This window comes from Legionella resiliens (assembly GCF_021344005.1).
Lineage (GTDB): Bacteria > Pseudomonadota > Gammaproteobacteria > Legionellales > Legionellaceae > Legionella > Legionella resiliens.
Genome location: NZ_JAJTND010000001.1, coordinates 369,661 through 391,456, shown reverse-complemented (window position 1 = coordinate 391,456; position 21,796 = coordinate 369,661). Strand labels below are relative to the sequence as shown.

Below are 21,796 nucleotides of genomic sequence, written 5' to 3'. Positions count from 1 at the left end.
CCAGTCTTTCATGCAAGATCGACTGGATGCCGTGCATAAAGCACGCAAGTAGAGTAGGCAAAGAAAGTGGTTTTATGTCCGTTTTTATTTGTCCTGTTTGGTTCTTTAGGTAAACAGATTTCAAAGACAGACATAATATAACATCAAAAGGCCTACGTTCCGCGCTTTATGCGCGGAATCCAGACTACAATGCAAAATAAAAAAGAATTAAATTAATTTTACCGCGAAGTTTAACCCACTCAATATATGCAAAAATGAGCTACGCGTTCAATGAGAGCTTAAGCTTTTCGAGAAAGGTAATTCAATATTTCTAATAAACGCTCAGAGTTGCCGGCCATTTGTAAGTCAGTCTTATATTTATTATTCACTACGAAGGCAGGAACGGCATTGATTTGATAAGTTCCCATGAGACTCATCCCATTTTGCACACGCATATCAATTGCTGGGGAATTTTCAAAAGCACTTTTTGCAATTTCTTTATCGACGCCTTGAGTCACAAAGAAATTGATCATCGCTTGTTTTGAATCCAGGGGCTTTCTGTCTTCCTGTATGGCTTTAAAGAGTAAAGGATTCATTTTATCAGAAAGCGCTAGAGTCTTTGCGGTGTAGTAGGCTTTAGCATAGAGTTCCCAGGATGGTTTGAATACCACCGGGACACGCTCGAATTGAATGTTATTACCCATTTTACTAACCCATGCATCCAACGGCGCTTCTATTTTGTAACACCATGGGCAACCATAACTAAAAAACTCTTCGATGATTGGGGTTTTATTTTTATTAGTTGTTGCCTGAGGATTGGTAACGACTTGATAATCTTTACCTTCCACAAATGATGCGGCTAAAGCCATTGCTGGAAAAAGAAAAAATACAGCGATTAATTTTTTTAACATAGTTTAGTTCCCTAATGTAAGCCTTCAATATAATGTGCAACTGCCTCCATATCATCTGGGCTCATTCTGCTGCTAATATCTTGCATGATATGGTTTAAATCATTTTTTCTCTTACCGTCTTTAAATGCATTTAATTGCAACACAGTATAAGCAGCATGTTGGCCTGAAAGTACCGGGAAGCCAGCTTGGGCATTACCTGTACCTTTAGGGCCATGGCAAGCAATACACGCAGTAATCCTTTTTGCAAAATCTCCCCCGCGGTAGATTTGCTCACCCCGTTTAAGAAATTGTTCGGGTGTGCTGCCTTGAGCAAGAGGCATTTTAGCATAATATACTGCCAAGTCATCCACATCTTGCTCGGTTAATGTGGCAACAAGAGCCTTCATTGTAGGTGCATCACGTAAGTCGCTGTTTTTCATGTCGTGCAGTTGTTTTATAAAATATTTGGGATGCTGTCCCGCAATATTAGGCCATTCGGGATTTGCACTGTTACCTTCTTGACCATGGCATGCAGTACAAACTACTGCTTTTTTCATTTCGGAGGGATTTTCTTGGGCAAAAAGGACTAATGGGATAAATAGAATAAAAGTGAGTACAAATTTTTTCATCGATTTCTCATAATAAATTCACGAAGTAATGGTACACTGCCTTGGTTGAAATACCAAAATTTTATGATTCTTATGTTAAATAATCCCTATTCTAAAGCAGTATTCTTAAAAAGTGCAGCACGCGTGTCTCATTTACCTGAGGATTCAGGATATGAGGTTGCTTTTGCTGGCCGCTCAAATGCAGGAAAATCAAGTGCCTTGAATTGCTTAACCGGTATCAAAAATTTGGCGCGAACCAGTAAAACACCCGGACGTACGCAATTAATTAACTTATTTGAAATCGATGAAGCACGCCGCCTTGTCGATTTACCCGGTTATGGTTACGCCAAAGTTGCTTTGCAAGTAAAAATGGATTGGCAAAAAAACCTGGCCCATTATCTTGAAGTCAGGCGAAGCTTGAAGGGTCTGATCTTACTAATGGATATTCGTCATCCCTTAAAGGATTTGGATTTGATGATGATTGACTGGGCTTTGGAGCGCGAGCTCCCAGTACATATTTTATTGACTAAATCAGATAAATTAAGCCGTAGTGATGTAAAAAATACCATGTCTAAAGTGCGTAAGCATTATGAATTAGCGACACATTTGATTACGGTGCAGTCCTTTTCTTCTTTGAAAAAAGAAGGGGTCGGGGAATTGATCGCTTTGCTCAATCAATGGTTTGATTTAACGTAGCTGGCTATAATAGATTATATTTATCTTTTAAAAATTGCAGATGTGCTTTTACTGTAGGCCATTCACTTCAAATAATGCTGTATACATAAGTATCTCGTAATCACCCTGTAAGATTACAGGGTGAAATGCATTTTCCATGATTCTTTCTTGAGTTATCCCTTAATTTCTGCATTTTCCAGTACTTTCTCTGCTTGAGCCGCACGATATTGTTTAATTGCATCCCGATACACAGGATATTTATTACCTAATATCGTAACCGCTAAAATAGCAGCATTAATTGCCCCCGCTTTACCTACAGCAAGAGTACCTACTGGGATTCCTGCAGGCATTTGCACGATGGATAAAAGGGCATCAAGACCATTAATAAACGTTGATGAAGGCATAGGTACACCCAAAACAGGTATCATTGTTTTGGCAGCAACAACACCTGGCAAATGAGCTGCGCCCCCTGCTGCAGCGATAAAAATTTCCACACCACGTTGTTCTGCAGATTTAAGGTAGTCAAACAAAGCATCAGGAGTACGATGGGCTGATAATGCGCGGACTTCATGGGGAATGTTGAATTTTTCTAAAGTCAGGCTGGCTTCTTCCATAATGGTCCAATCAGATTTTGAACCCATAAGTATTGATACAAGTATATTAGACATAATTCCCTCGTTATTGATTTATCTTAATTTCATTCGTTGCCTGGGGGCTATGATGTTAAACTCGTGTTTTATCGGTTGCAATAATTTTTATTGCTTCAACCAAAGCAGGTCCTTCCAATTCTTGTACTCTGGTTTTCAAAATCTCTGGGGTATCATCGGGTAAAACCGGACATTTTTTTTGCAAAATAATGGGGCCAGCATCTACTTGTTCGGTAACAAAATGTACTGTGCATCCCGTTTCGACCTCAGCGCCATCGATAACGGCTTGGTGTACATCGAGATTCATTAACCCTGCATAAGCAGGCAGTAAGGATGGATGAATATTGATTATTTTATTTTCCCAGTTGCTAACAAATTCGCTGGATAAGATGCGCATATAACCAATTAATACAACAAGTTCTATTTGATGGAACTTGAGTATTTCGGACAGCTCATGATCAAAAGCGACGCGACTTAAGCCTTGAGGATTAACAAATATGGGTTTAATTCCAAAACTCGCTGCTTTTTCCAAAATGAGCGCGTCTGCTTTATTGCTCAGGACCAGCTCGATGGATGCAGATAAATGCTGTTGCTTTATTGCAGCAACAAGGGCATTAAGATTAGTACCTCGAGTTGAGCCGAGGACAGCGATGCGAATCATGAGGCGCGTATCCTTTGCATATGCTCAATGCGTTGCTGAATTAATTTTTTTGTGCCTATATCCTGACGATGAAATAAAGGACCTTCAATTAATGAAATTTCATCCTCAGCGTTCATTTCTGCAGCAAAAATTGAATCGGCAATGCCAACATAGGCCGCAGTGCGCGAACCTTCAGCAATAATTTGCTGATTGACCTGATTTACTGAAGAAAGATATAGATGGTCTTGGCAGACTACTTTTGAGAAATCCACAGCAAAGTTTTTCTTTGGTGCATCTGGGTAGCCTTCAGGAACCGTATATTTGCACACAGTAGCCTTTTTCAAGAAGGTGACTTTATTTTCTGTAAGGGTGTTGTTGACCATGGCTTGGCAGATCGCCACAAAATCAGATTCCAAAATGGATAAGACGTTTAATGCTTCAGGATCACCAAAGCGGGCATTGAATTCGATGACATAAATTCCATTTTTGGTGGCAATAAAACTGCCATATAAAATGCCAATATAAGGTTCACCGCAATCAGCAGATAAAGCCTGGAAGACGGCATTGTTGATCGCTAGAGCTTCTTGTACATCCTTTGCAGTTAAAAAAGGCAAACGATGATCGGTGTCTGAATAACTTCCCATACCACCGGTATTGGGACCTTTATCATCGTTATAAGCGCGTTTGTGATCCTGGACTAAAGGCATAGGAATAAGTTTTTTGCCATCCGCGAAACACATGAAGGAAAATTCCTGCCCAATGAGTTTTTCTTCAATAAGAATCGTCTGCTTTTTATCGAGAATTTCCTGGCAAAAACTCAAGGCTTCAGTAATTGAATGCAGATGTTCTCCTGCAACTTTTACGCCTTTACCCCCCATCAAGCCATTTGCTTTAATCACATAATTGCCTTCACCGAGTTCATTAAGAAACGTTTCGACGTGATTCAGTGTTGCGAATTTTTGATAACGCGGTAAACCTGCAATGTGATGTTTTTGCATGAGATCACGCGCAAATTCTTTTGAGGTTTCTATTTGTGCCAATTCTTTTTTCGGGCCAATCGTAGGGATTCCTGCTTGCCATAATGCATCAGCCATTCCTTTTTCAAGCGGTGCTTCTGGACCGATAATTGCTAATTCAATCCCCCAGAGTTTTGCCATGGATACTACCGCAGCGCAATCGGTAATATCGCCTGCACAATATTGGGCTGTTAACTTATGGATTCCTGGATTGATTGCTGTGCCATAACAAAACAATGAAGTATTTTGTGGGGAACGGTGTAATGCTTTGATGAGTGCATGCTCACGTGCGCCAGAACCGATAACAAGAATGTTCATTCAATGATGTCCTCTTTTTTTTCAGGGGTGCTCAGTCTGCTTGTTTCTCGCTGCAGCTCGAGCTGTTTCATTTTTTCTGCAGTTAATTTTTTACAAAAATAATCGCCGTCCATACACGCCATGCAGGGTTTTTTGATTTGATGGTCCCCACGACGGGTTACTGCTTCAATCAAATCTTCATGTGACTGATAGAGTAAAACATCAACACCAAGATAAGCGGCAATTTCAGCTTCACTTTGATTGGCGGCAATTAGCTCTTTGCGAGAGGGAATATCAATCCCGCTAAAACAAGGATTTTTAAGTGCTGGAGATGTGGAAGCAAAATAAATGTTCTTGGCACCAGACTCTCTTACCATTTTGACTATTTCTCGAGAAGTTGTTCCCCGGACAATACTGTCGTCGATAATCATAACGGATTTATTTTTAATTTCAGTTCGCTGTGGCGTTAATTTGTAGCGGATATTCCGGCTTCTTGCCTTTTGATTAGGCATGATAAACGTACGGCCTATAAAAGGATTCTTATACAAACCCTCAGAATACCTGATGCCTAACTCATGGGCAAAAGACAAAGCTGCTGTATTTGCAGTGAAAGGAGCCGGAATTACGACATCCGGTATGAGATCAGGGTATTGTTTCTTCCACTGAAGCGCCAGATTTTGTCCCATACGTAGACGGGCCCGGTATACGCTTACGTTATTGAGTGTTGCATCCGGACGGGCAAAATAAACATACTCGAACACACAGGGTCTAAATTCTTCGGTTCTCAGAACACGACGGTGTAATTTCCCGTTAAGATCCACATAGGCTACTTCACCGGGTAAAATATCTCCCTTGGGTTCAAAGCCTAAAGCATAAAAGGGTGTGGTTTCTGATGCAAAAATAGTGTCTATGGTTCCATCTGGATTTTCACGCGTTCCCCAAACCAGAGGGCGAATGCCATGAGGATCACGGAAAGCAACAAGTCCCTTGCCAATAATCACAGACACAATGGAATAAGCTCCATCAATTCGTTCAAAAATATGCGCGACGGCTTGAGTCAGTAATTCGAAAAAGCTGTCATTATTTTCCTCGTTACTGGACGCATTACTGGCCAGATTATCCGCCAGCATGAGTAACAGGGCTTCAGAATCAAGTGTAGAATTAAGGTGGCGATGTTGCTTTAAACGAATGTCATCAGCCAGTTCCTGGTAATTGGACAGATTGCCATTATGAGCAAGTGCAATACCTCGCGGGCTGCCAATCCATAACGGTTGGACATCCGTTGCCGTATAGCCGCCGGCAGTAGGGTAACGTACATGACCAATGCCAATATTTCCCTGCAACACAGAAACATTCTCAGGAGTAAAAATTTCGCGCACCAAACCTAATCCATGTTTCGTATAGAAACGCTGATCACAGGTCAGGATGCCAGCAGCATCTTGCCCTCGGTGCTGCAAGTGAATCAGGCTCTCATACAATTCGAAGGCTACTGGTTCATGACTGTAAATACCTACTATCCCACACATTTGGTTATGCTACCCCAAGTAATTTGCAATATGACGCATGATCCGTTGCTCAGCAGGTTCTTTATGTTCTGCAAAATTGAACTTTTTACCTGTGATTCGTTCATACAACTGAATATAGCGTGATGAGAGTTCTTCAATTAATTCTTGTGGTGCTTGTGGAAGGTGCTCATCGTGATAAGGATCTGAATTTTTTGCAAACCATAAGCGTAAAAATTCTTTATCAATATTTTCTGGCTCCAATCCGGCTGCAATGCGTTCTTGATAGCTATCAGCCAACCAATAACGACTGGAATCAGGAGTGTGAATTTCGTCAACTACAATAATTTTTCCCTCTGCATCGCGGCCAAATTCATATTTGGTATCTACTAAAATCAAACCATGATTTTTAGCAATTTCAGCGCCACGTTCGTAGAGTTTAAGGGCCAAAGCACTGGCTTCGAGCCAATCTTCTTCAGCCATCCACCCTTCAGAAACAATTTCAGCTGGAGCAATGGGGCGATCGTGAATTTTTTCTTTGGTTGTCGGGGTTAAAACAGGGTGTTCCAGTTTTTGATTTTTACTTAATCCTTCAGGAAAAGTAATGCCACAATAGTTACGTACTCCATTTTGATATTGAGTCCATAAAGAAGTACTTGTTGTGCCGCTGATATAACCTCTGATTACAAACTCAATCGGAAAAACAGTGCATTTTTTGGCAATAACGACATTAGGATCGGGGACAGCAATAATGTGGTTAGGGATAAGGTTTTTAGTTTGTTCAAACCACCAGGCACTCGTTAAATTAAGTACCGCCCCTTTATAAGGAATGAGTGCGAGATGTCTATCAAACGCAGTGAGCCTATCCGTAGTAATGAGCATGATGGCATCACCAAGATCATACGAATCTCTTACTTTTCCTTGATACTTTCTACCTACAGGCAGATTCGTTTGATCAAGGCAAAAAGCTAAAGCGTCTCGAATTTCATTGTCATAACGAGTGTTCGTAGCGGTAGCATTCATGAGCATAAGGGTTCCCGATAATGTGAGTTAACAAAATATGGTCTATTAGCGCAGAGACATTGGTTTCATCGCTGGTAAACTGCCATAAGACACCATGTCTTATCTTATTTATTTTTTGTACTGCATAGTGGGTATTAAGCGTTTGTAATGTTTGTTGCCCTTTTAAGTCTTCTTTTGCGCGAACAAGATAAGCTAAAGCATTTTGCGAGCCAAGCTCGCCTGCGACAACTTCTCGTTCTTTCCGATCGGAATACAAAAGTCCAGTATTTTTGAGTTGGGCAAACTGTTCTGCAGAATCACATACAACTTCCCAATGCTCAAATCGATTCACCGTTACTGGAAAACCTAATCGTCTTAACGTTTTTTGTACGGTCAAAGCTTGGTTATCGGTGATAATCAGTTTGACAAGGCAGATATGGCTGTTTGGGATTTTGCTGAAATTTGGGGGGGTGACCTTCATTCCGTCCACTACGTCTCGCGACTTGTTTGCGGAATCCAATCCTAGCAAGCCTTCTGGACTCCGCGGACAAGCCGTGGAGCGCAGGTTGGTCGGAATGCCTTCACCTTCTTCAAGGCTACATTGACGTTCCTTTATATAATCACGCATAGATGCAAAAATAGGATCACCATTAAGCGTGCGCTCAGGATGAGGCATCATTGCCATTACGTTACCGGCCTGATTGGTAATTGCAGCAATATTCCCGGCAGAGCCATTTGGATTAATGGGAAAATTATCAATGACATTTCCTTCAGCATCACAATATTGAAATAAATTTAAACCGTGTTGCTCGATTTCTTTTAACAAAGAGTCCGGTATAAGAAACCGTCCTTGCGCGTGAGCAATAGGGAGATGGACTAAATCCGTAGGTTTAAGATGGCGGGTAAACGCATTATGTTGATGATTTTCTGCCAAGCGCATGTGCACCCAGGCATTATAAAAACCTGTGCCTACTATTTTTCCATTGGCAATACGCTTATTTTCCGTGAGCGACATACTGATATCATTCTGATTAAACCCAGGTACTAAACCGGATTCAACGAGTATTTGCGCGCCATTGCAGATCCCCACGACAGGTTTCCCCTGTTCGCTTTGTGCTTTGATTTCTTGAATTACGGGATCCAGGGCGGCAATAATTCCTGCGCGGGAGCGATCTTCATAGGAAAACCCCCCAATAAGAATATAACCATCCAGATTACGCAGTTTCTCTAAGGATTCATTCCATAAGAACTCAACAGGCTCCATGCCCACACGTTTCACAGCAAGCGCTGTTTCGCGTTCACAATTGGATCCTGGAAATTGAATTAAGCCAATGCGTATCATAACAGCTTCACCTTTTGCTCTCCTCTTACGACGTGTCCAATTTCATAAAGAGGGAAAGTAGGAAAATCACGGAGTACTTCGCGAACAGCAGCGAGTGTTTCTGGTGCTATAAAAAGTACTAAACCTGCACCCATATTAAAGGTACGATACATGTGTTCATCATCAAGATGCCCCAGTTTGCGCAATAGGTTAAATATGGGCAATTCGGGAATTAGTTTTTTATGGATTTCAACGCCACAATGTTTGGGCAAAATACGAGGAATATTTTCCAGCAACCCACCACCTGTTATGTGTGCCATGCCTTTAATAGGAATGTTTTTTTCCAAAATACTTAAAACCGGTCTGGTGTAGTTCAGATGAGGTGTTAAAAGTTCCTCGCCAATGCTGTGGGAAAAATCTTGAAATTGCGACTCAACCTTATAGCCGGCAACGTCAAAGAGCAACTTTCTCGCGAGTGAATAACCATTGGTATGCAAACCACTTGAAGGAAAGGTGACTACAAGATCGCCTTCACAAATCTCTTTTCCTTCAATCGCTTTATTTTTTTCAACGACGCCGGTAATGACGCCGACCAAATCAAGCTCACCGGGTAGATAGGTACCTGGCATTTCGGCTGTTTCACCCCCAACTAAAGAGATTTGGTTTTCTTTGCAGGCTTTGACCATCCCCTTAATGATTTGTTCGATGATTTCGGGTTTTAATTTATCATTTGCAATATAGTCGAGCAGGGTAAGCGGTTTTGCTCCCAAAACAATAATGTCATTGGTGGTGGCACTTACTAAATCAATACCAATGGTATCAAATTTTTGCATCATTTTGGCAACCATCATTTTGGTACCAACCCCATCAATGCTTTGCACAAGAACTGGATGCTCATAATCTTGTAGCAGGTTTTTGAGATCATACATGGCGCCGAAACTGCCAATTCCAGTAAGTACTCGCGGTGAAAAAGTGCTTTCTACCGCTTTCTTAATGCTACGAACTGCTTCATTACCTGCTTCAATATCTACACCTGCAGCTTTGTAATCAATAATTGACATTATATGAGCCTCTCAACTAAACCATTTTTCCAGGCAGTTTTGGCTGCACTGATTGATAGATTGATAACCGAATTGATTATCAAGGTTGGGGTTGCCGTTGTTTCACCTATGGGTTGAAACGGTACAGAATATTTATGAAATATTTGTTCCAGCGCAGTTAATTTTTCCGGGGAGACTTCGAGGATAAATCCTCCACTTTCCGAAAACAGTTTTTTATCATTGGCTAAATCACCGGGAATAAAAACATTTATCCCAATTTCATTTTTAAAACTCATTTCCGCTAGAGCAACTGCAATCCCACCTTCGGAAATATCATGTGCTGACAATACCAGGCCTGCTTGCATGGCTGCATGTACTGCGGAGATTTCATCAGCCAATGCAGCAAGTTCTGGTTTGGGTAATTGGCTGCCCAGCTGATTGTGTAGTTGGTAATACACACTACCGCCACATTCATCCTTGCGCGTCCCAATCATTACAAGAACTGAATGGGTCTTTTTGAAATCATAGGTAATTGTTTTGGAATAATCGTTAACCGCGCCAATACAACTGATGATAGGACTCGGTGGAATTGCACCTTGGGCTGATTCATTATAAAGCGACACGTTTCCTGAGATGATAGGTAGGCTTACATTACGATCGGTAAACATTTTTACTGCATCACATGCATCGACTATGCCGCGCACTGAATCAACAAACTCACCCATTTGTTCTGCATTTTCGGGATTACCAAAACACAGGCAGTCTGTTAGAGCAAGAGGCCATGCGCCCACTGCAATGATGTTACGCACTGATTCTACAACTGCATTAACCGCACCCCAATACGCGTCAATTTTGTTATAACGCGGATTATGATCGACAGATAAGGCCACAGCGGTTCGCCGAATTTCTTCCGGATATTTATCCTCATTAAATGGAGTAATAACTCCAGCATCGGCCCATCCTGGTTCAACGACGGAACGACCTTGAACCTGTTTGTCATAACTTTCATAGATAGGGGCACGTGAGGCAATGTTTTCATGAGCAAGTAAATTGAGTAATTCTGCATTGAAATCATTTACTGAAACATATTCTGGTTCACTATAATCGCTTTGTTTTCTGCTGAAGGGGCGATCATAAAGAATCCCTTTAGTGATGTCTTCTGCCCGTGCGCAAACAATTTCTTTTCCTAGTGCCTTTACAACATATAAGCCATCATGTCTTATTTGGCCCACTACAGTTGCCTGCGCCCCATCGCAGATTTCTGGAAGGGCGAAACGCTCGTTGTAATGTTTTAGGAATGTATCAACCAGTTCTTTGGGAACAACCCACATAAAACGTTCCTGAGTTTCAGAACATAACACGACAGCGGGTAATAAATTGTTCATGCTGGTAGGCACAAGATCAAGATTGATTTCTGCCCCATATCCGCTGGCTTCTGCCAATTCAACGCTGGCACAAGCAATTCCTCCTGCTCCCAGGTCTTTGAAGCCAACACGATCAATTAGATTTTCTTCGCGCAGGAATTCAAACATGGCATAATTAGCTTTAAGGATATGGCGTTGTAAAAAAGCATTAGGTTCTTGTACCGCCCCTTTATTTTGCTCTTGTTGTTCTTCACTTAGTGTTGCTGAAGCAAAAGCTGCACCACCAAAACCGCTGTTGTCTGTAGGTTTGCCAACTAATATAAATTGATAGCCTTCTGCATCGGCTGGCGCATAGGAATGAATAATGTGATCTTCTCTGACGACACCTAAAGTGACTATAGTGACCAGACAGTTTTCATTATAGGCTTCATCATAATACGTATCACCGCCTAAATTGGGGATGCCAAGGGGATTTGCGTAACCTGCAATTCCTTGCACTACTCCTTGATGTATCCACTTTGTTTTGGGACGATTAATATCGCCAAAACGTAAACTGTCGGCAACGGCGATGACTTCTGCGCCCATACAACAGACATCACGTACATTCCCGCCTACTCCTGTTGCTGCACCTTCGAACGGCACGAGTTGCGAGGGGTGGTTATGTGATTCATGACTCACCACGATGCCATAGCGCCTGTTTTGTTTATCCGTGGCTACAGCAACAATTCCTGCATCCTCTTTAGGGCCGAGAATGACGTGGGGTGCTTTCGTGTTAAATTGGTTAAGGTGTTTGCGGCTACTTTTATACGAACAATGTTCAGAGCCCTGGATGGACCATAAGATACATTCTGCATAAGTTGGTGGACGCTTTAATAAGGAATTCTGTATGGTAAGGGCTTCATCAGGAGTTAGGCGCACGCTAAAACGTTGGAGTAATTTGGCTATTTCCTCCAAGGACAGCTGAGAAAAATCAAAACAATCCGGGGCATCTTGCATTTTAGGGGATCTGACCTATAGCTAAAACGTCACTAATTTTAATTGTTTTTTGCTTATAAAGCAATACATTTTTTGCATTTACTTGACAATTTGGTCAAAAATTGAGAATTTTTGGGCGAGTGTTTTTGTAGCCTGGCTGCAGCCCAGTCCAGGTTCAAGAGAACAAGATTTTCAGGCTCAAAGTTCAAAAAAGTAATTATTATTAAATAAATTTTCTCTTATTGCTTTATGCTGAGATAATCACAAATTTAAAGAGAAATCCAGTATTACAAGGAATTTTTATATCACTCCCTACGTAACGAGTTTCTTTATCCATTTAGTTGATAATTTAAAGAGGAATCTATGGTTTATATAATGAATTTTTAAGCACTCCCAACGTACTGCGCTTTATGCGCGGTATCCAGAGATGTAGTCTTCGAAGCGGGGCTAAGGTGTAGAGCAAAACATTTTTCTGGATACCGCGCATAAAGCACGGTACGTAGGATGAAAATTTTATGAGGAAATTATTCATATTTCGAAAAACCATAATATGGCAGTCTTGCCGAGTTTCTTTATTCATTTAGTTGATAATTTAAAGAGGAATCTATGGTTTACATAATGAATTTTTAAGCACTCCCAACGTACCGCGCTTTATGCGCGGTATCCAGAGATGTTGTCTTCGAAGCGGGACTAAGGTGTAGAGCAAAACATTTTTCTGGATACCGCGCATAAAGCGCGGTATGTAGGATGAAAATTTTATGAGGAAATTTATTGGCATTGTTTAGGATTGCTTCGATTCCTCCCACAATTTCTCAACAATTTGTGAATTTGCCAAAGTGGATATATCCCCTAATTCATCAAGGCTCTGGATTTCTTTACCTGCGATTTTGCGCAAGATACGTCGCATGATTTTCCCCGAGCGTGTTTTAGGTAAATCATTAACAATATGAATGACATCGGGTTTTGCAATCGGTCCTATTTCTTTATTAACCTGCTGGATTAACTGGTTTTTCAACGTGTCATCAGCAGTGAAATCCTGTTTTAAAAGAACATAGGCATAAATACCTTGGCCTTTAAGATCATGGGGGATGCCTACTACCGCTGCTTCAGCAACCGCAGGGTGGCTCACCAGAGCACTTTCAATTTCTGCAGTTCCTAAGCGGTGCCCTGATACATTAATTACATCATCTACTCGTCCCGTAATCCAATAATCACCGTCTTCATCTCGTTTTGCACCATCTCCTGTTATGTAATAACCATGATGTAAATAGGTCAAGCAATAACGTTGGTGATCGCCAGCAATTGTTCTGGCCATAGAGGGCCAAGGGTATTTGATTGCTAAAAAACCTTCGCCAGTACCCGTTATTTCATGGCCATGTTCATTGAGTAATACAGGAACGACGCCTGGAATTGGTTGACGCGCTGAGCCCGGTTTTTTAATGAGATCATCGGCTCTGGGACTAATCATTATTGATCCAGTTTCAGTTTGCCACCAGGTATCTACTATTGGACATCTGTTTTGTCCTACTTTTTGATAATACCATTGCCAGGCTTCAGGATTAATGGGTTCTCCCACGGATCCCAGTAATCGCAAGGAATCGCGGGAACTGGAAGCTAACCATTCATCGCCTTCACGCATTAAGGCGCGTATCGCCGTGGGTGCAGTATAAAACACGTTGACCTGATGCTTATCAATGATTTGCCAATTCCTGGAGGAATTAGGCCAAGTGGGAACCCCTTCATAAATCAAGGTTGTAATTCCATTACAAAGAGGGCCATATACCACGTAGCTATGCCCTGTAACCCATCCTATATCTGCAGTACACCAAAATACTTCATCTCCTTGACAATTAAAGATTAAATGATGTGTGTACGCTGTCTGTACGAGATACCCTCCGGTTGTGTGGACTAATCCTTTAGGTTGCCCAGTGCTTCCAGAAGTGTACAAAATAAATAATGGATCTTCTGCATCCATGGGTTCGGGATCGCAGTGGGCACTTACTTCGTCTTTAAGCTCATGCCACCAATAATCTTTATTTTTATCAAAGGCTACAGAATCATCACCCGTTTTTATGAGGAGCTTCTGCAAGGGTAAATCACTGCATGCTTCATCAACCTGCTTCTTTAAATCAATTATTTTACCGCCTCGACTGAAATGGTTTGCAGTGATGAGACAAGTACATTCGGAGGCAGTTATGCGTTGTCTTAATGCATGGGCGGAAAAGCCGGCAAAAATGACCGTGTGTACCGCACCAATACGTGTACAAGCAAGCATGGCAATTGCTGCTTCAGGAATCATGGGTAAATAGATAGCTACTTTATCCCCTTTTTTTACCTTTAACTGTTTGAGCACATTACTCATGCGGCATACTTCGGCATGTAATTCAGCAAAAGTCAGGGTTTTGTGCTGGGTTGGATCATCTCCTTCCCAAATAATTGCTGCTTGATTCGCTTTTTGCGGTAAATGCCTGTCTAAACAGTTCATGCTGACATTTAATTTTCCACCTTTAAACCAGGTTACATCACCGTGTTTTAGACCCCCGGTGAGCACTGTATCCCAGGGTTGAAGCCAATCTATGGTTTGTTGAGCCACTTCAGACCAAAATTCGGTTATTGAATCTTCAGTTGGGGTTAATTTGGGATTGAGCAAATGAGCATGCATATTATACCTCTTCACCTTGGGAAATCAGTTTAATAATTGCTGAAAAATCGGAATTGCCCCGACCTTGGTCAATAAAATGCTGGTAAATCGCTGTTGCTTTAGCCCCTAAAGGAGTGTTTACATTGACTGAGCGTGCTGATTCTTGACTGAGCAGCAAATCCTTAAGCATCATTGCTGCAGCAAATCCAGGTTTATAATCATTGTTAGCAGGAACATTTTCTAAAACGCCTGCAACAGGTGCATATTTGGTCATTGCCCAGCATTGTCCTGAGGCATTGCTTACCACTTCAAAGAGTTTTTGCGGAGACAATTGCAGGTGTTCTGCGAGAATAAAGGCTTCCGAAATGGCAATCATGGAAATCCCCAGAACCATGTTATTGCATATTTTTGCTGCCTGCCCACTCCCTGCACCGCCAGTGTGAATTATTTTGTGCCCCATAGCTCCCAGGACAGGCTTCGCAGCATGAAACGCGTCTTCTTCACCGCCAACCATGAACGTTAATGTAGCAGCTCCTGCTCCGGCTACCCCGCCAGATACAGGTGCATCAACCACGTGAAGCTGGTATTGTTTGGCCAGGTGGTGCAGCTCACGGGCACTGTTGACGTCTATGGTAGAGCAATCAATATATAAAGCGCCTTTCTTTGCTGTTAGGAACAATCCATTATTGCTATGACAAACGTTTAAAACTTGTTCCCCATTTTGCAGCATCGTAATCAATACATCTTTTTCTTGGGCGACTTCATGTATGTTTTGCGCGATCAGACCACCTGATTGAGAAAAATGCTGTAATGCAGATTGCTGGAGGTCATATCCGGTGACCTGATGTCCCGCTTTAACGAGGTTGATGGCCATGGGTAAGCCCATATGCCCTAGTCCCACAAATCCTATTTTTGCCATTGAATTCTCCGTGTAAGGTGCAAATGTAGCAAATGTAACCTGGGAGCAGCATAGCGTAACCCGGGTTATTAATGCTGAATCCCCGGGTTACGGCTTTACCTTCACCCAGGCTACATGATTATTCCCTATCTATTGCTTTAATCATGCGTTGGCATAATAAAAGCACTTTCATTGATTTCGCTCACAGGCCATTTACTGGTAACTGTTTTGCGTCGGGTATAGAAATTGATGCTTTCTTGTCCATGCATGTTGGTATCACCGAAAGAAGAATGTTTCCAACCGCCAAAAGGATGATTGGCAACAGGGACAGGAATAGGAATATTGATCCCCACCATACCAACTTGGACGCGTTGGCTGTATTCGCGGGCACTAAATCCATCACGGGTGAAAATTGCAGTTCCATTGCCGTACTGGTTTCTGTTTACTAGATCAAGCGCCTCATCAAAATGATTCACACGAACAATCACTAGAACTGGGCCAAAAATTTCATTTTGATAAATAGACATGTCTTCATGAACATGATCAAACAAACATGGGCCCATGAAGAAACCCTGTGGGTGTTCAGAATGTTTAAATGTTCTGCCATCAATGATTAATTTTGCTCCTTCATGTATCCCTTTATCTACGGCTGCCAAGACTTTTTCTCGGTGTACTCCGCTAATCAGTGGCCCCATATCGGTATCAGGGACATCACCTGCATTGATGCGCATTGCTTTGATCTGAGGGGTCATTTTTGCAATTAAGGCATCAGCTGTATGTTCCCCTACAGCAACCACGACGGAAATGGCCATGCATCGTTCGCCAGCAGAACCATATGCTGCACCTACAATTGCAGCAGCAGCTTGATCTAAATCCGCATCAGGCATTACGATGCAATGGTTTTTCGCACCACCAAATGTATGTGCGCGTTTTCCATAAGATGTGGCTGTGGCATAAATGTGTTGGGCAACAGGTGTAGAAGCAACTGCAGTAAAGGCAGCAATATCCGGATGGGCAAGTAGGTAGTCTACGGTTGTTTTATCACCATGCACGCAGTTGGCAACGCCATTGGGCAACCCGGCGTCACTTAATAACTCCAATAAACGGACAGGGGCAGAAGGATCTTGTTCTGATGGTTTCAAGATGAAGGTGTTGCCGCAAGCAATCGCGGGAATCATCATCCATACAGGAACCATAACTGGGAAATTAAAAGGAGACACGCCCGCGCACACGCCTATGGGTTGTCTTAATGTATGACAATCAATTCCATTGGTTACGTCAGCGGAAAAATCTCCTTGCAGCTGGTTGACCAGGCCGCAATGTAACTCCACCACTTCGATAGCGCGTGCTACAGAACCTTTGGCATCGTCTAAAGTCTTACCATGCTCGCGCGTGATGATGCGTGCGAGATCCAGTTGGTTTTTTTCTAATAAATCGCGGAACTTAAAAAGGATTCGTGCTCTTTTAATTGCTGGGGTTTGTGCCCACCCCAGTCCTGCCTCTTTGGCAGTGGCAATTGCTTTATCGCAAAGTGATTTAGATGCAAAATGAACTTGACCGATCACTTCTCCCAGAGCAGGGTTATAAATAGAGTGACTTGTAGTATTCTCATTGATTAATTGGCCACCAATATAATGTTGAACAATGTAGCTCATTTGCAAAACTCCTTTTTATTATTTTTATCAAATTAAGTGATTATTGTAATTGTTTCATGGAATTATTTATACAATAATAACGAAGAGATTAGGACTAAAATAACCTCTTTTTGAATCGCTCTGCATCGGCGTAATTTTGAATCGGGGTAAGTAGTTAAGGAAATTAATCGATGGGAAAAGGAATTATTTTACGTGTGCCTTATGGTACCGAATTAACATCTGAAGTGCTCCAGGCCTTAGAAGTTCGCTTTCCTGGCTATATTCTAGAAACTTACCATCAGAAGCCCGATAATCACCGCAGTTATGTGCGCCGGGTTAATAGTCTTCGAAATGCGTTCTCTTTTCTTCTTGATGCATACCCATTATCTCCGCAGAGCAGCTTTTTAACCAAAAGCACTTTAGAAGGTTATATAACTGAATGTAAAGACAGCGCGCTCGAAGCAAAAGGCTCAATGGATGAGTTGCATAAGGAGCTAGAAAGATATACCGCCAAATTAATTGAAGTGATTGCTTTGGCATGGGGTACTTCTATCAAAGAAGCAATCGAGCTCTTGAACGAGGCGGAGCAATATGACGTAATGCGTCAGGGGCGCTATGATCTGGCAACATTAACGCCAATGAAGTTGGGAGAAGATTCAGACTATATTATCCAGCTCGACGAGTCACTTCCTCCTTACTACGATCAATTTATCAATGAATTAAAGCAAATAAAAAAAGAAGGACATCCGAAAACTCCACCCTGGTTTTATACTCTTAATGAGCATCAACAAGCTTATTTTTGCAATCTGGATCGAAAAATCGTAAGCCTTACGGATGCGGTTCATGATTTTAATGATTTCTTACTCAACTGGAAATCAATAAAAAAGAAAGCACTCAGTTTGCCTACAGACCTACAACAAATTGCTACGGGATCTTCGCCACTTCCTGCCTGGTTTAATCAGCTGAGCCCACATCTGAGGGAAATGATGCGCATTTTGGCAGCTGATCCTCATACTTTGGATAAAAACTTAGCTCAGTTTAAAATATTGCTGACCTCTGAGAGTTTTAAACGGGAATGTGCAGACTCAGTGGGAGAAATTTCAAGCATCCCCCAATGGTACTGGGTATTACCTCATCATCAGCAGTTTTTTCTGGAGCATGCACTTAAAGGGTTCGAGCGGGAAGAAGATGCGGTTACCTTTTTATCCAGCCGCCATCGAACGCTGCCCTTGCCTGCAAATTATGCTGCACATAGTTTATTGGCGGTGAAACGTAATGGAGAAATTCGTGAGTTGTCAAAGAAGCGATATCGCTCGAGCCACATTGCCACACGCGATGGATTAGAATGGCCTGAGGCGGTGCAACAGCGCCATAGCGATTCAAATCTTGCTAAAGTGATGGAGCATGCCAAGTCAGAGCAACTTGCTATATTACAAACACTGATTAGTCCAATTCATGCAGCAGATTATGTACCGACATTGATAACGGATTATTTGCCAACACTACCTCCGGATTTGGAGCTGTATAAATTAGCGCGAGCTGCTGTAGAACGGCGGGCAAAAACCCAAACAATCCTCCAAAACAATCATCCCTATAACATAGCAAAACGCCTTTATTATACTCCGTCGAGTGATAAAGATAGTTTGAATTTATTGGCTGTTGCGAAAAAATATGTTTCTTCGACCCCAGGACTACAGACACTTTTGGAACAATATAAAAGTGTTTTAGAGTCAAAACCAGGGACTGCGACGATTTTTGATTATGCTGGCAGAGAATTGTTTTTGAGTTCTTTGGAGCAGCTGATTATTTTGACCATTGGCGGCCATTCCTACGGTTCTTGTGTGAGCGGCAAGGATAGGAAGGCTATAGAGCTTATTCATACTGATGCCATGATTCTGTATAAAGAGCTCTATGGAAGCTGGCCTGTATTTGATGAACTTCCGGATAAAGAAAATCGCATTCGTTTTGTTTCCTTGGTTGCGGATCTGTATATGAGTCGTCATCATCATGAACACGCGGGGCATAATGCACCGGGATCCGAGGGAATAAAAACACCGGATTGGTATTTACCAGAGGATATAGCCAATGAAATTAAAAAACGTCTGGATAATGAGCGCGCGCTTAAAGATGATGACAGGGCGGCAACAGATAACGAAGTGAAAAATATTTTTATTGGCGGTTCTAAAAAAGTAAAAGAATATTTACTGCCTGGAAATACACTGCTCTGTCGTTTGGTTGCTCGACAATTAGGGAAAACAAATTGTAATCGGCTTTATGATGCCTTACATCCATTAATCAATGAGAAAAGCCTGTTTGTTCCAATAGATTCGAGTTCACGTTGGTCTGCAGTATTCTTTTCTGAGCCGCAGGCCAGTCCTGATGGGATACAGAAAATTTTTGATTTAATGCTGAATCCATCTTCTGGGAAAGATAATATTGTTCGGGTTGAAAAGATTCTCCATATTGCATCAGAACGACCTGAGTCCGATGAAAGCCGCACTGAAGCAACTAATTCAGTTTATGGACGTTTGCGTGGCTTTTTAAAGTCAAATGAACATTCTAGTTTTGCTGAATTGGTTGGAACGACAGTAGATGAATGGAGCGGCTTGTTTAAAAAGTCCAAAGAGTCGCATCTTAATGAGGTCCCTGTTTATCACTAAACACCAAGGGGAAGCGAAGTGCAACCCGGGTCAATATTAAATTAACTCCCGAGTTGCGCTTCGCTTCACTCAGCTGCAGTTAAAGTAGGTGCTCAAGTCCATAGATCAATGTAGATAATCCTGTAACTTTCTGACATGACAAAATAATTCCAGGCATAAAGCTCCGTCGATCAATGCAGTCATCGGTAATGGTTAGTGTTTCACCTACACTGCCAAAAATGACTTGTTGGCGGGCAATTATGCCAGGCAAACGCAAGGAATGAATGTTGACCTCGCAGTGTTCCCCTCCACGGGCACCAGGAATTAATTCTTTGAGATTCAATTTGTTCTTAGGGTTCTTTCGTGCCGCAGCAATCATTTCAGCGGTTTTTAAGGCAGTTCCAGACGGTGCATCCAGCTTTTGTTGATGATGTGCTTCAATAATTTCTACCTCAGGTAAGTATTCAGCAGCTTTGGCGGCAAAGAGCATCATCAAAACCGCGCTAATAGAGAAATTAGGTACAATAATTCCACCCAGGCGGCGGCTTTCACATAAAGCGGTTAATTCTTTAATTTGGTCTGGAAGGAGTCCAGATGTCCCAATAACAGGATGTGCACCGTGCTCGATAATTGTGAGGCTATTTTGATGAACACAGTCTGCGCGAGTCAGATCAACAACAATTTGAGGTTTAGTATCTTTGATGGCTTGAGCCAAATCATCTTCTTTGCCAAGTTGTGCAACTAATTCAAATTCTTTATGGTTTTGCAGGGTTTCGCAGGCTAGAGAGCCCATTTTGCCTTTGGATCCATTAACAATGACACGAGTTAACATAGTTCTCCTTTATGCAATAAGTTATTTTTTTTCTTTTGGGGGGGGAAAGTGTGTTCGCCATGCCCAAATGGTTGCAAATGGCCATCCAATTACCGTAGCTTGTAAGGCTAAGGAAACAAAAGCTGCTCCAGGATTATCATTCATTAGGAACACGATCCAGGGAAAAAAAACAGCAAGAAATAGTATAAACATTTTTTGTATGATTTTCATATGTGCTCCATAAGTCTTCAAGTGATGTATCAGGCCAGATATATCAACGAAGCTAGTATCACTTCAGCGTGCAGATTAAAGAATCCTGCTTTCATTATAGGACTATCATCGTTTATTTTTCTACCTTGATTTCCAGTTTTTATGTGCAATTATTAAACATGATTCAGAGTGCTTGCAAACAATCATTAAACATTGTACATTGTGCGCTCATTCTAAATGTGAATGATTTCGTTTCCAGATATGACATTCAATATCTAACAAGGGTACTCTAATGAGAAGACAAGAGCTGCACCCACGCACTGCCGTTATTAATAAAGCTCAAAAAAATAAGTCTAAAAAAGCACGAACAGACGCATTATTGTGGCTCGCTGCAAATTTTCCCGCAGCATTCGATAATTCGTTACGAATCCAGCCGTTAAAAGTGGGGATTATGGATGATATTTTGCTTTATGCGGATAAGGCGGAAGAAGCAGGTATTTCCAAAAGTAAATTAAGGGAGGCAGTGGTTTTATTTACACGTCGACTTGATTATTTGGCATGCCTGAAGCTGCGAGAAGCACGCGTTGATTTGCACGGTGTCGAAGTCGGAGCAGTGAGTGAAGAGGAAGCAGAACACGCAGCACTTAAGATTAAAAAGCGTGTTGAAAAAAGTGTAAGAAACGCTCGTAAAGTTCAGGCAGAAAAACCAACTCAATCCAGTTCGAATCAGCAAAGTTCAAGTTTTCAAGCGAAAATAATGAGTCAATCACCTACACCTGCAGAGGATCATTTTCCTACTTATCCAATACGCTCCTCAACGTATAATACTTTGAATGCACCCGCCCAACCGGTAAAGACAACGGCGGTTGTTGTGAAGCATAAAACTACAAAACAGTATGATCCCGATGTTGTAGCACGTTTGAAAGAGAAATTGGGACTGTCTCGGAATGAGAAAAAAGAAGAAATTACCGAATAGTTAATTGATTCAGATAACTTGCTGCAGATCT

The 21,796-nt window shown here is 41.8% G+C and carries 18 protein-coding genes; 3 read left to right on the top strand and 15 right to left on the bottom strand.

What is annotated here, in order from left to right; translation table 11 throughout:
* Nucleotides 1-278: 278 nt before the first annotated feature.
* Both LXO92_RS01650 and LXO92_RS01645 read right to left on the bottom strand, forming a co-directional pair.
* A complete protein-coding gene (locus LXO92_RS01650) occupies nt 279-890 on the bottom strand; it encodes a thiol:disulfide interchange protein DsbA/DsbL (RefSeq protein ID WP_182351025.1) in 612 nt (203 codons plus the stop codon).
* An 11-nt stretch (nt 891-901) separates the two neighbouring features.
* A complete protein-coding gene (locus LXO92_RS01645; protein ID WP_182351024.1) occupies nt 902-1,498 on the bottom strand; it encodes a c-type cytochrome in 597 nt (198 codons plus the stop codon).
* 72 nt (nt 1,499-1,570) lie between these two features.
* Between LXO92_RS01645 and yihA the strand changes: the two genes are divergently transcribed.
* Nucleotides 1,571-2,173, top strand: a complete 603-nt coding sequence (yihA, locus tag LXO92_RS01640; RefSeq protein WP_182351023.1) for a ribosome biogenesis GTP-binding protein YihA/YsxC — start codon at nt 1,571-1,573, stop codon at nt 2,171-2,173.
* Between the two features lie 152 nt (nt 2,174-2,325).
* Here the strand turns inward: yihA and purE are convergent, their stop codons facing one another.
* The 11 genes from purE to LXO92_RS01585 form a co-directional block, all read right to left on the bottom strand.
* A complete protein-coding gene (gene purE, locus LXO92_RS01635; RefSeq protein ID WP_182351022.1) occupies nt 2,326-2,820 on the bottom strand; it encodes a 5-(carboxyamino)imidazole ribonucleotide mutase in 495 nt (164 codons plus the stop codon).
* Nucleotides 2,821-2,875: 55 nt separating this feature from the next.
* On the bottom strand, nt 2,876-3,460 hold the full coding sequence (purN, locus tag LXO92_RS01630; RefSeq protein ID WP_232890287.1) for a phosphoribosylglycinamide formyltransferase: 585 nt from the start codon (nt 3,458-3,460) through the stop codon (nt 2,876-2,878).
* Nucleotides 3,457-4,773, bottom strand: coding sequence for a phosphoribosylamine--glycine ligase (gene purD, locus LXO92_RS01625; RefSeq protein WP_182351020.1), 1,317 nt, complete (start codon nt 4,771-4,773; stop codon nt 3,457-3,459). Before purD ends, purN begins: the two co-directional genes overlap by 4 nt.
* Nucleotides 4,770-6,278, bottom strand: coding sequence for an amidophosphoribosyltransferase (gene purF / locus LXO92_RS01620; RefSeq protein ID WP_182351019.1), 1,509 nt, complete (start codon nt 6,276-6,278; stop codon nt 4,770-4,772). Before purF ends, purD begins: the two co-directional genes overlap by 4 nt.
* Nucleotides 6,279-6,287: 9 nt before the next feature.
* The gene (locus tag LXO92_RS01615; protein WP_182351018.1) at nt 6,288-7,283 is read right to left on the bottom strand and encodes a phosphoribosylaminoimidazolesuccinocarboxamide synthase; all 996 of its coding nucleotides are present in this window, start codon (nt 7,281-7,283) and stop codon (nt 6,288-6,290) included.
* Complete coding sequence (gene purQ / locus LXO92_RS01610) at nt 7,246-8,598, bottom strand: phosphoribosylformylglycinamidine synthase I (RefSeq protein WP_232890286.1); 1,353 nt, start codon at nt 8,596-8,598, stop codon at nt 7,246-7,248. Before purQ ends, LXO92_RS01615 begins: the two co-directional genes overlap by 38 nt.
* Entirely contained in the window at nt 8,595-9,638 is a 1,044-nt protein-coding gene (gene purM, locus LXO92_RS01605; protein ID WP_232890284.1) for a phosphoribosylformylglycinamidine cyclo-ligase, read from the bottom strand. The genes purQ and purM overlap by 4 nt, the downstream gene beginning before the upstream one ends.
* The gene (gene purL, locus LXO92_RS01600) at nt 9,638-11,977 is read right to left on the bottom strand and encodes a phosphoribosylformylglycinamidine synthase subunit PurL (RefSeq protein WP_232890283.1); all 2,340 of its coding nucleotides are present in this window, start codon (nt 11,975-11,977) and stop codon (nt 9,638-9,640) included. The genes purM and purL overlap by 1 nt, the downstream gene beginning before the upstream one ends.
* Before the next feature lie 760 nt (nt 11,978-12,737).
* Entirely contained in the window at nt 12,738-14,618 is a 1,881-nt protein-coding gene (gene acs, locus LXO92_RS01595) for an acetate--CoA ligase (RefSeq protein ID WP_232890282.1), read from the bottom strand.
* 1 nt (nt 14,619) lies between these two features.
* Entirely contained in the window at nt 14,620-15,516 is an 897-nt protein-coding gene (gene mmsB / locus LXO92_RS01590; protein WP_232890280.1) for a 3-hydroxyisobutyrate dehydrogenase, read from the bottom strand.
* 137 nt (nt 15,517-15,653) lie between these two features.
* Complete coding sequence (locus LXO92_RS01585; protein ID WP_232890278.1) at nt 15,654-17,150, bottom strand: CoA-acylating methylmalonate-semialdehyde dehydrogenase; 1,497 nt, start codon at nt 17,148-17,150, stop codon at nt 15,654-15,656.
* Nucleotides 17,151-17,320: 170 nt separating this feature from the next.
* Here LXO92_RS01585 and LXO92_RS01580 point away from each other — a divergent pair, with 170 nt between their 5' ends.
* Nucleotides 17,321-19,789, top strand: a complete 2,469-nt coding sequence (locus tag LXO92_RS01580; protein WP_182351011.1) for an oxidoreductase — start codon at nt 17,321-17,323, stop codon at nt 19,787-19,789.
* 79 nt (nt 19,790-19,868) lie between these two features.
* Here the strand turns inward: LXO92_RS01580 and dapB are convergent, their stop codons facing one another.
* Entirely contained in the window at nt 19,869-20,600 is a 732-nt protein-coding gene (gene dapB, locus LXO92_RS01575; protein ID WP_182351010.1) for a 4-hydroxy-tetrahydrodipicolinate reductase, read from the bottom strand.
* A 21-nt stretch (nt 20,601-20,621) separates the two neighbouring features.
* Nucleotides 20,622-20,810, bottom strand: a complete 189-nt coding sequence (locus tag LXO92_RS01570; RefSeq protein WP_182351009.1) for a hypothetical protein — start codon at nt 20,808-20,810, stop codon at nt 20,622-20,624.
* 271 nt (nt 20,811-21,081) lie between these two features.
* Here LXO92_RS01570 and LXO92_RS01565 point away from each other — a divergent pair, with 271 nt between their 5' ends.
* Complete coding sequence (locus LXO92_RS01565) at nt 21,082-21,765, top strand: ProQ/FinO family protein (RefSeq protein ID WP_182351008.1); 684 nt, start codon at nt 21,082-21,084, stop codon at nt 21,763-21,765.
* Nucleotides 21,766-21,796: the final 31 nt, after the last annotated feature.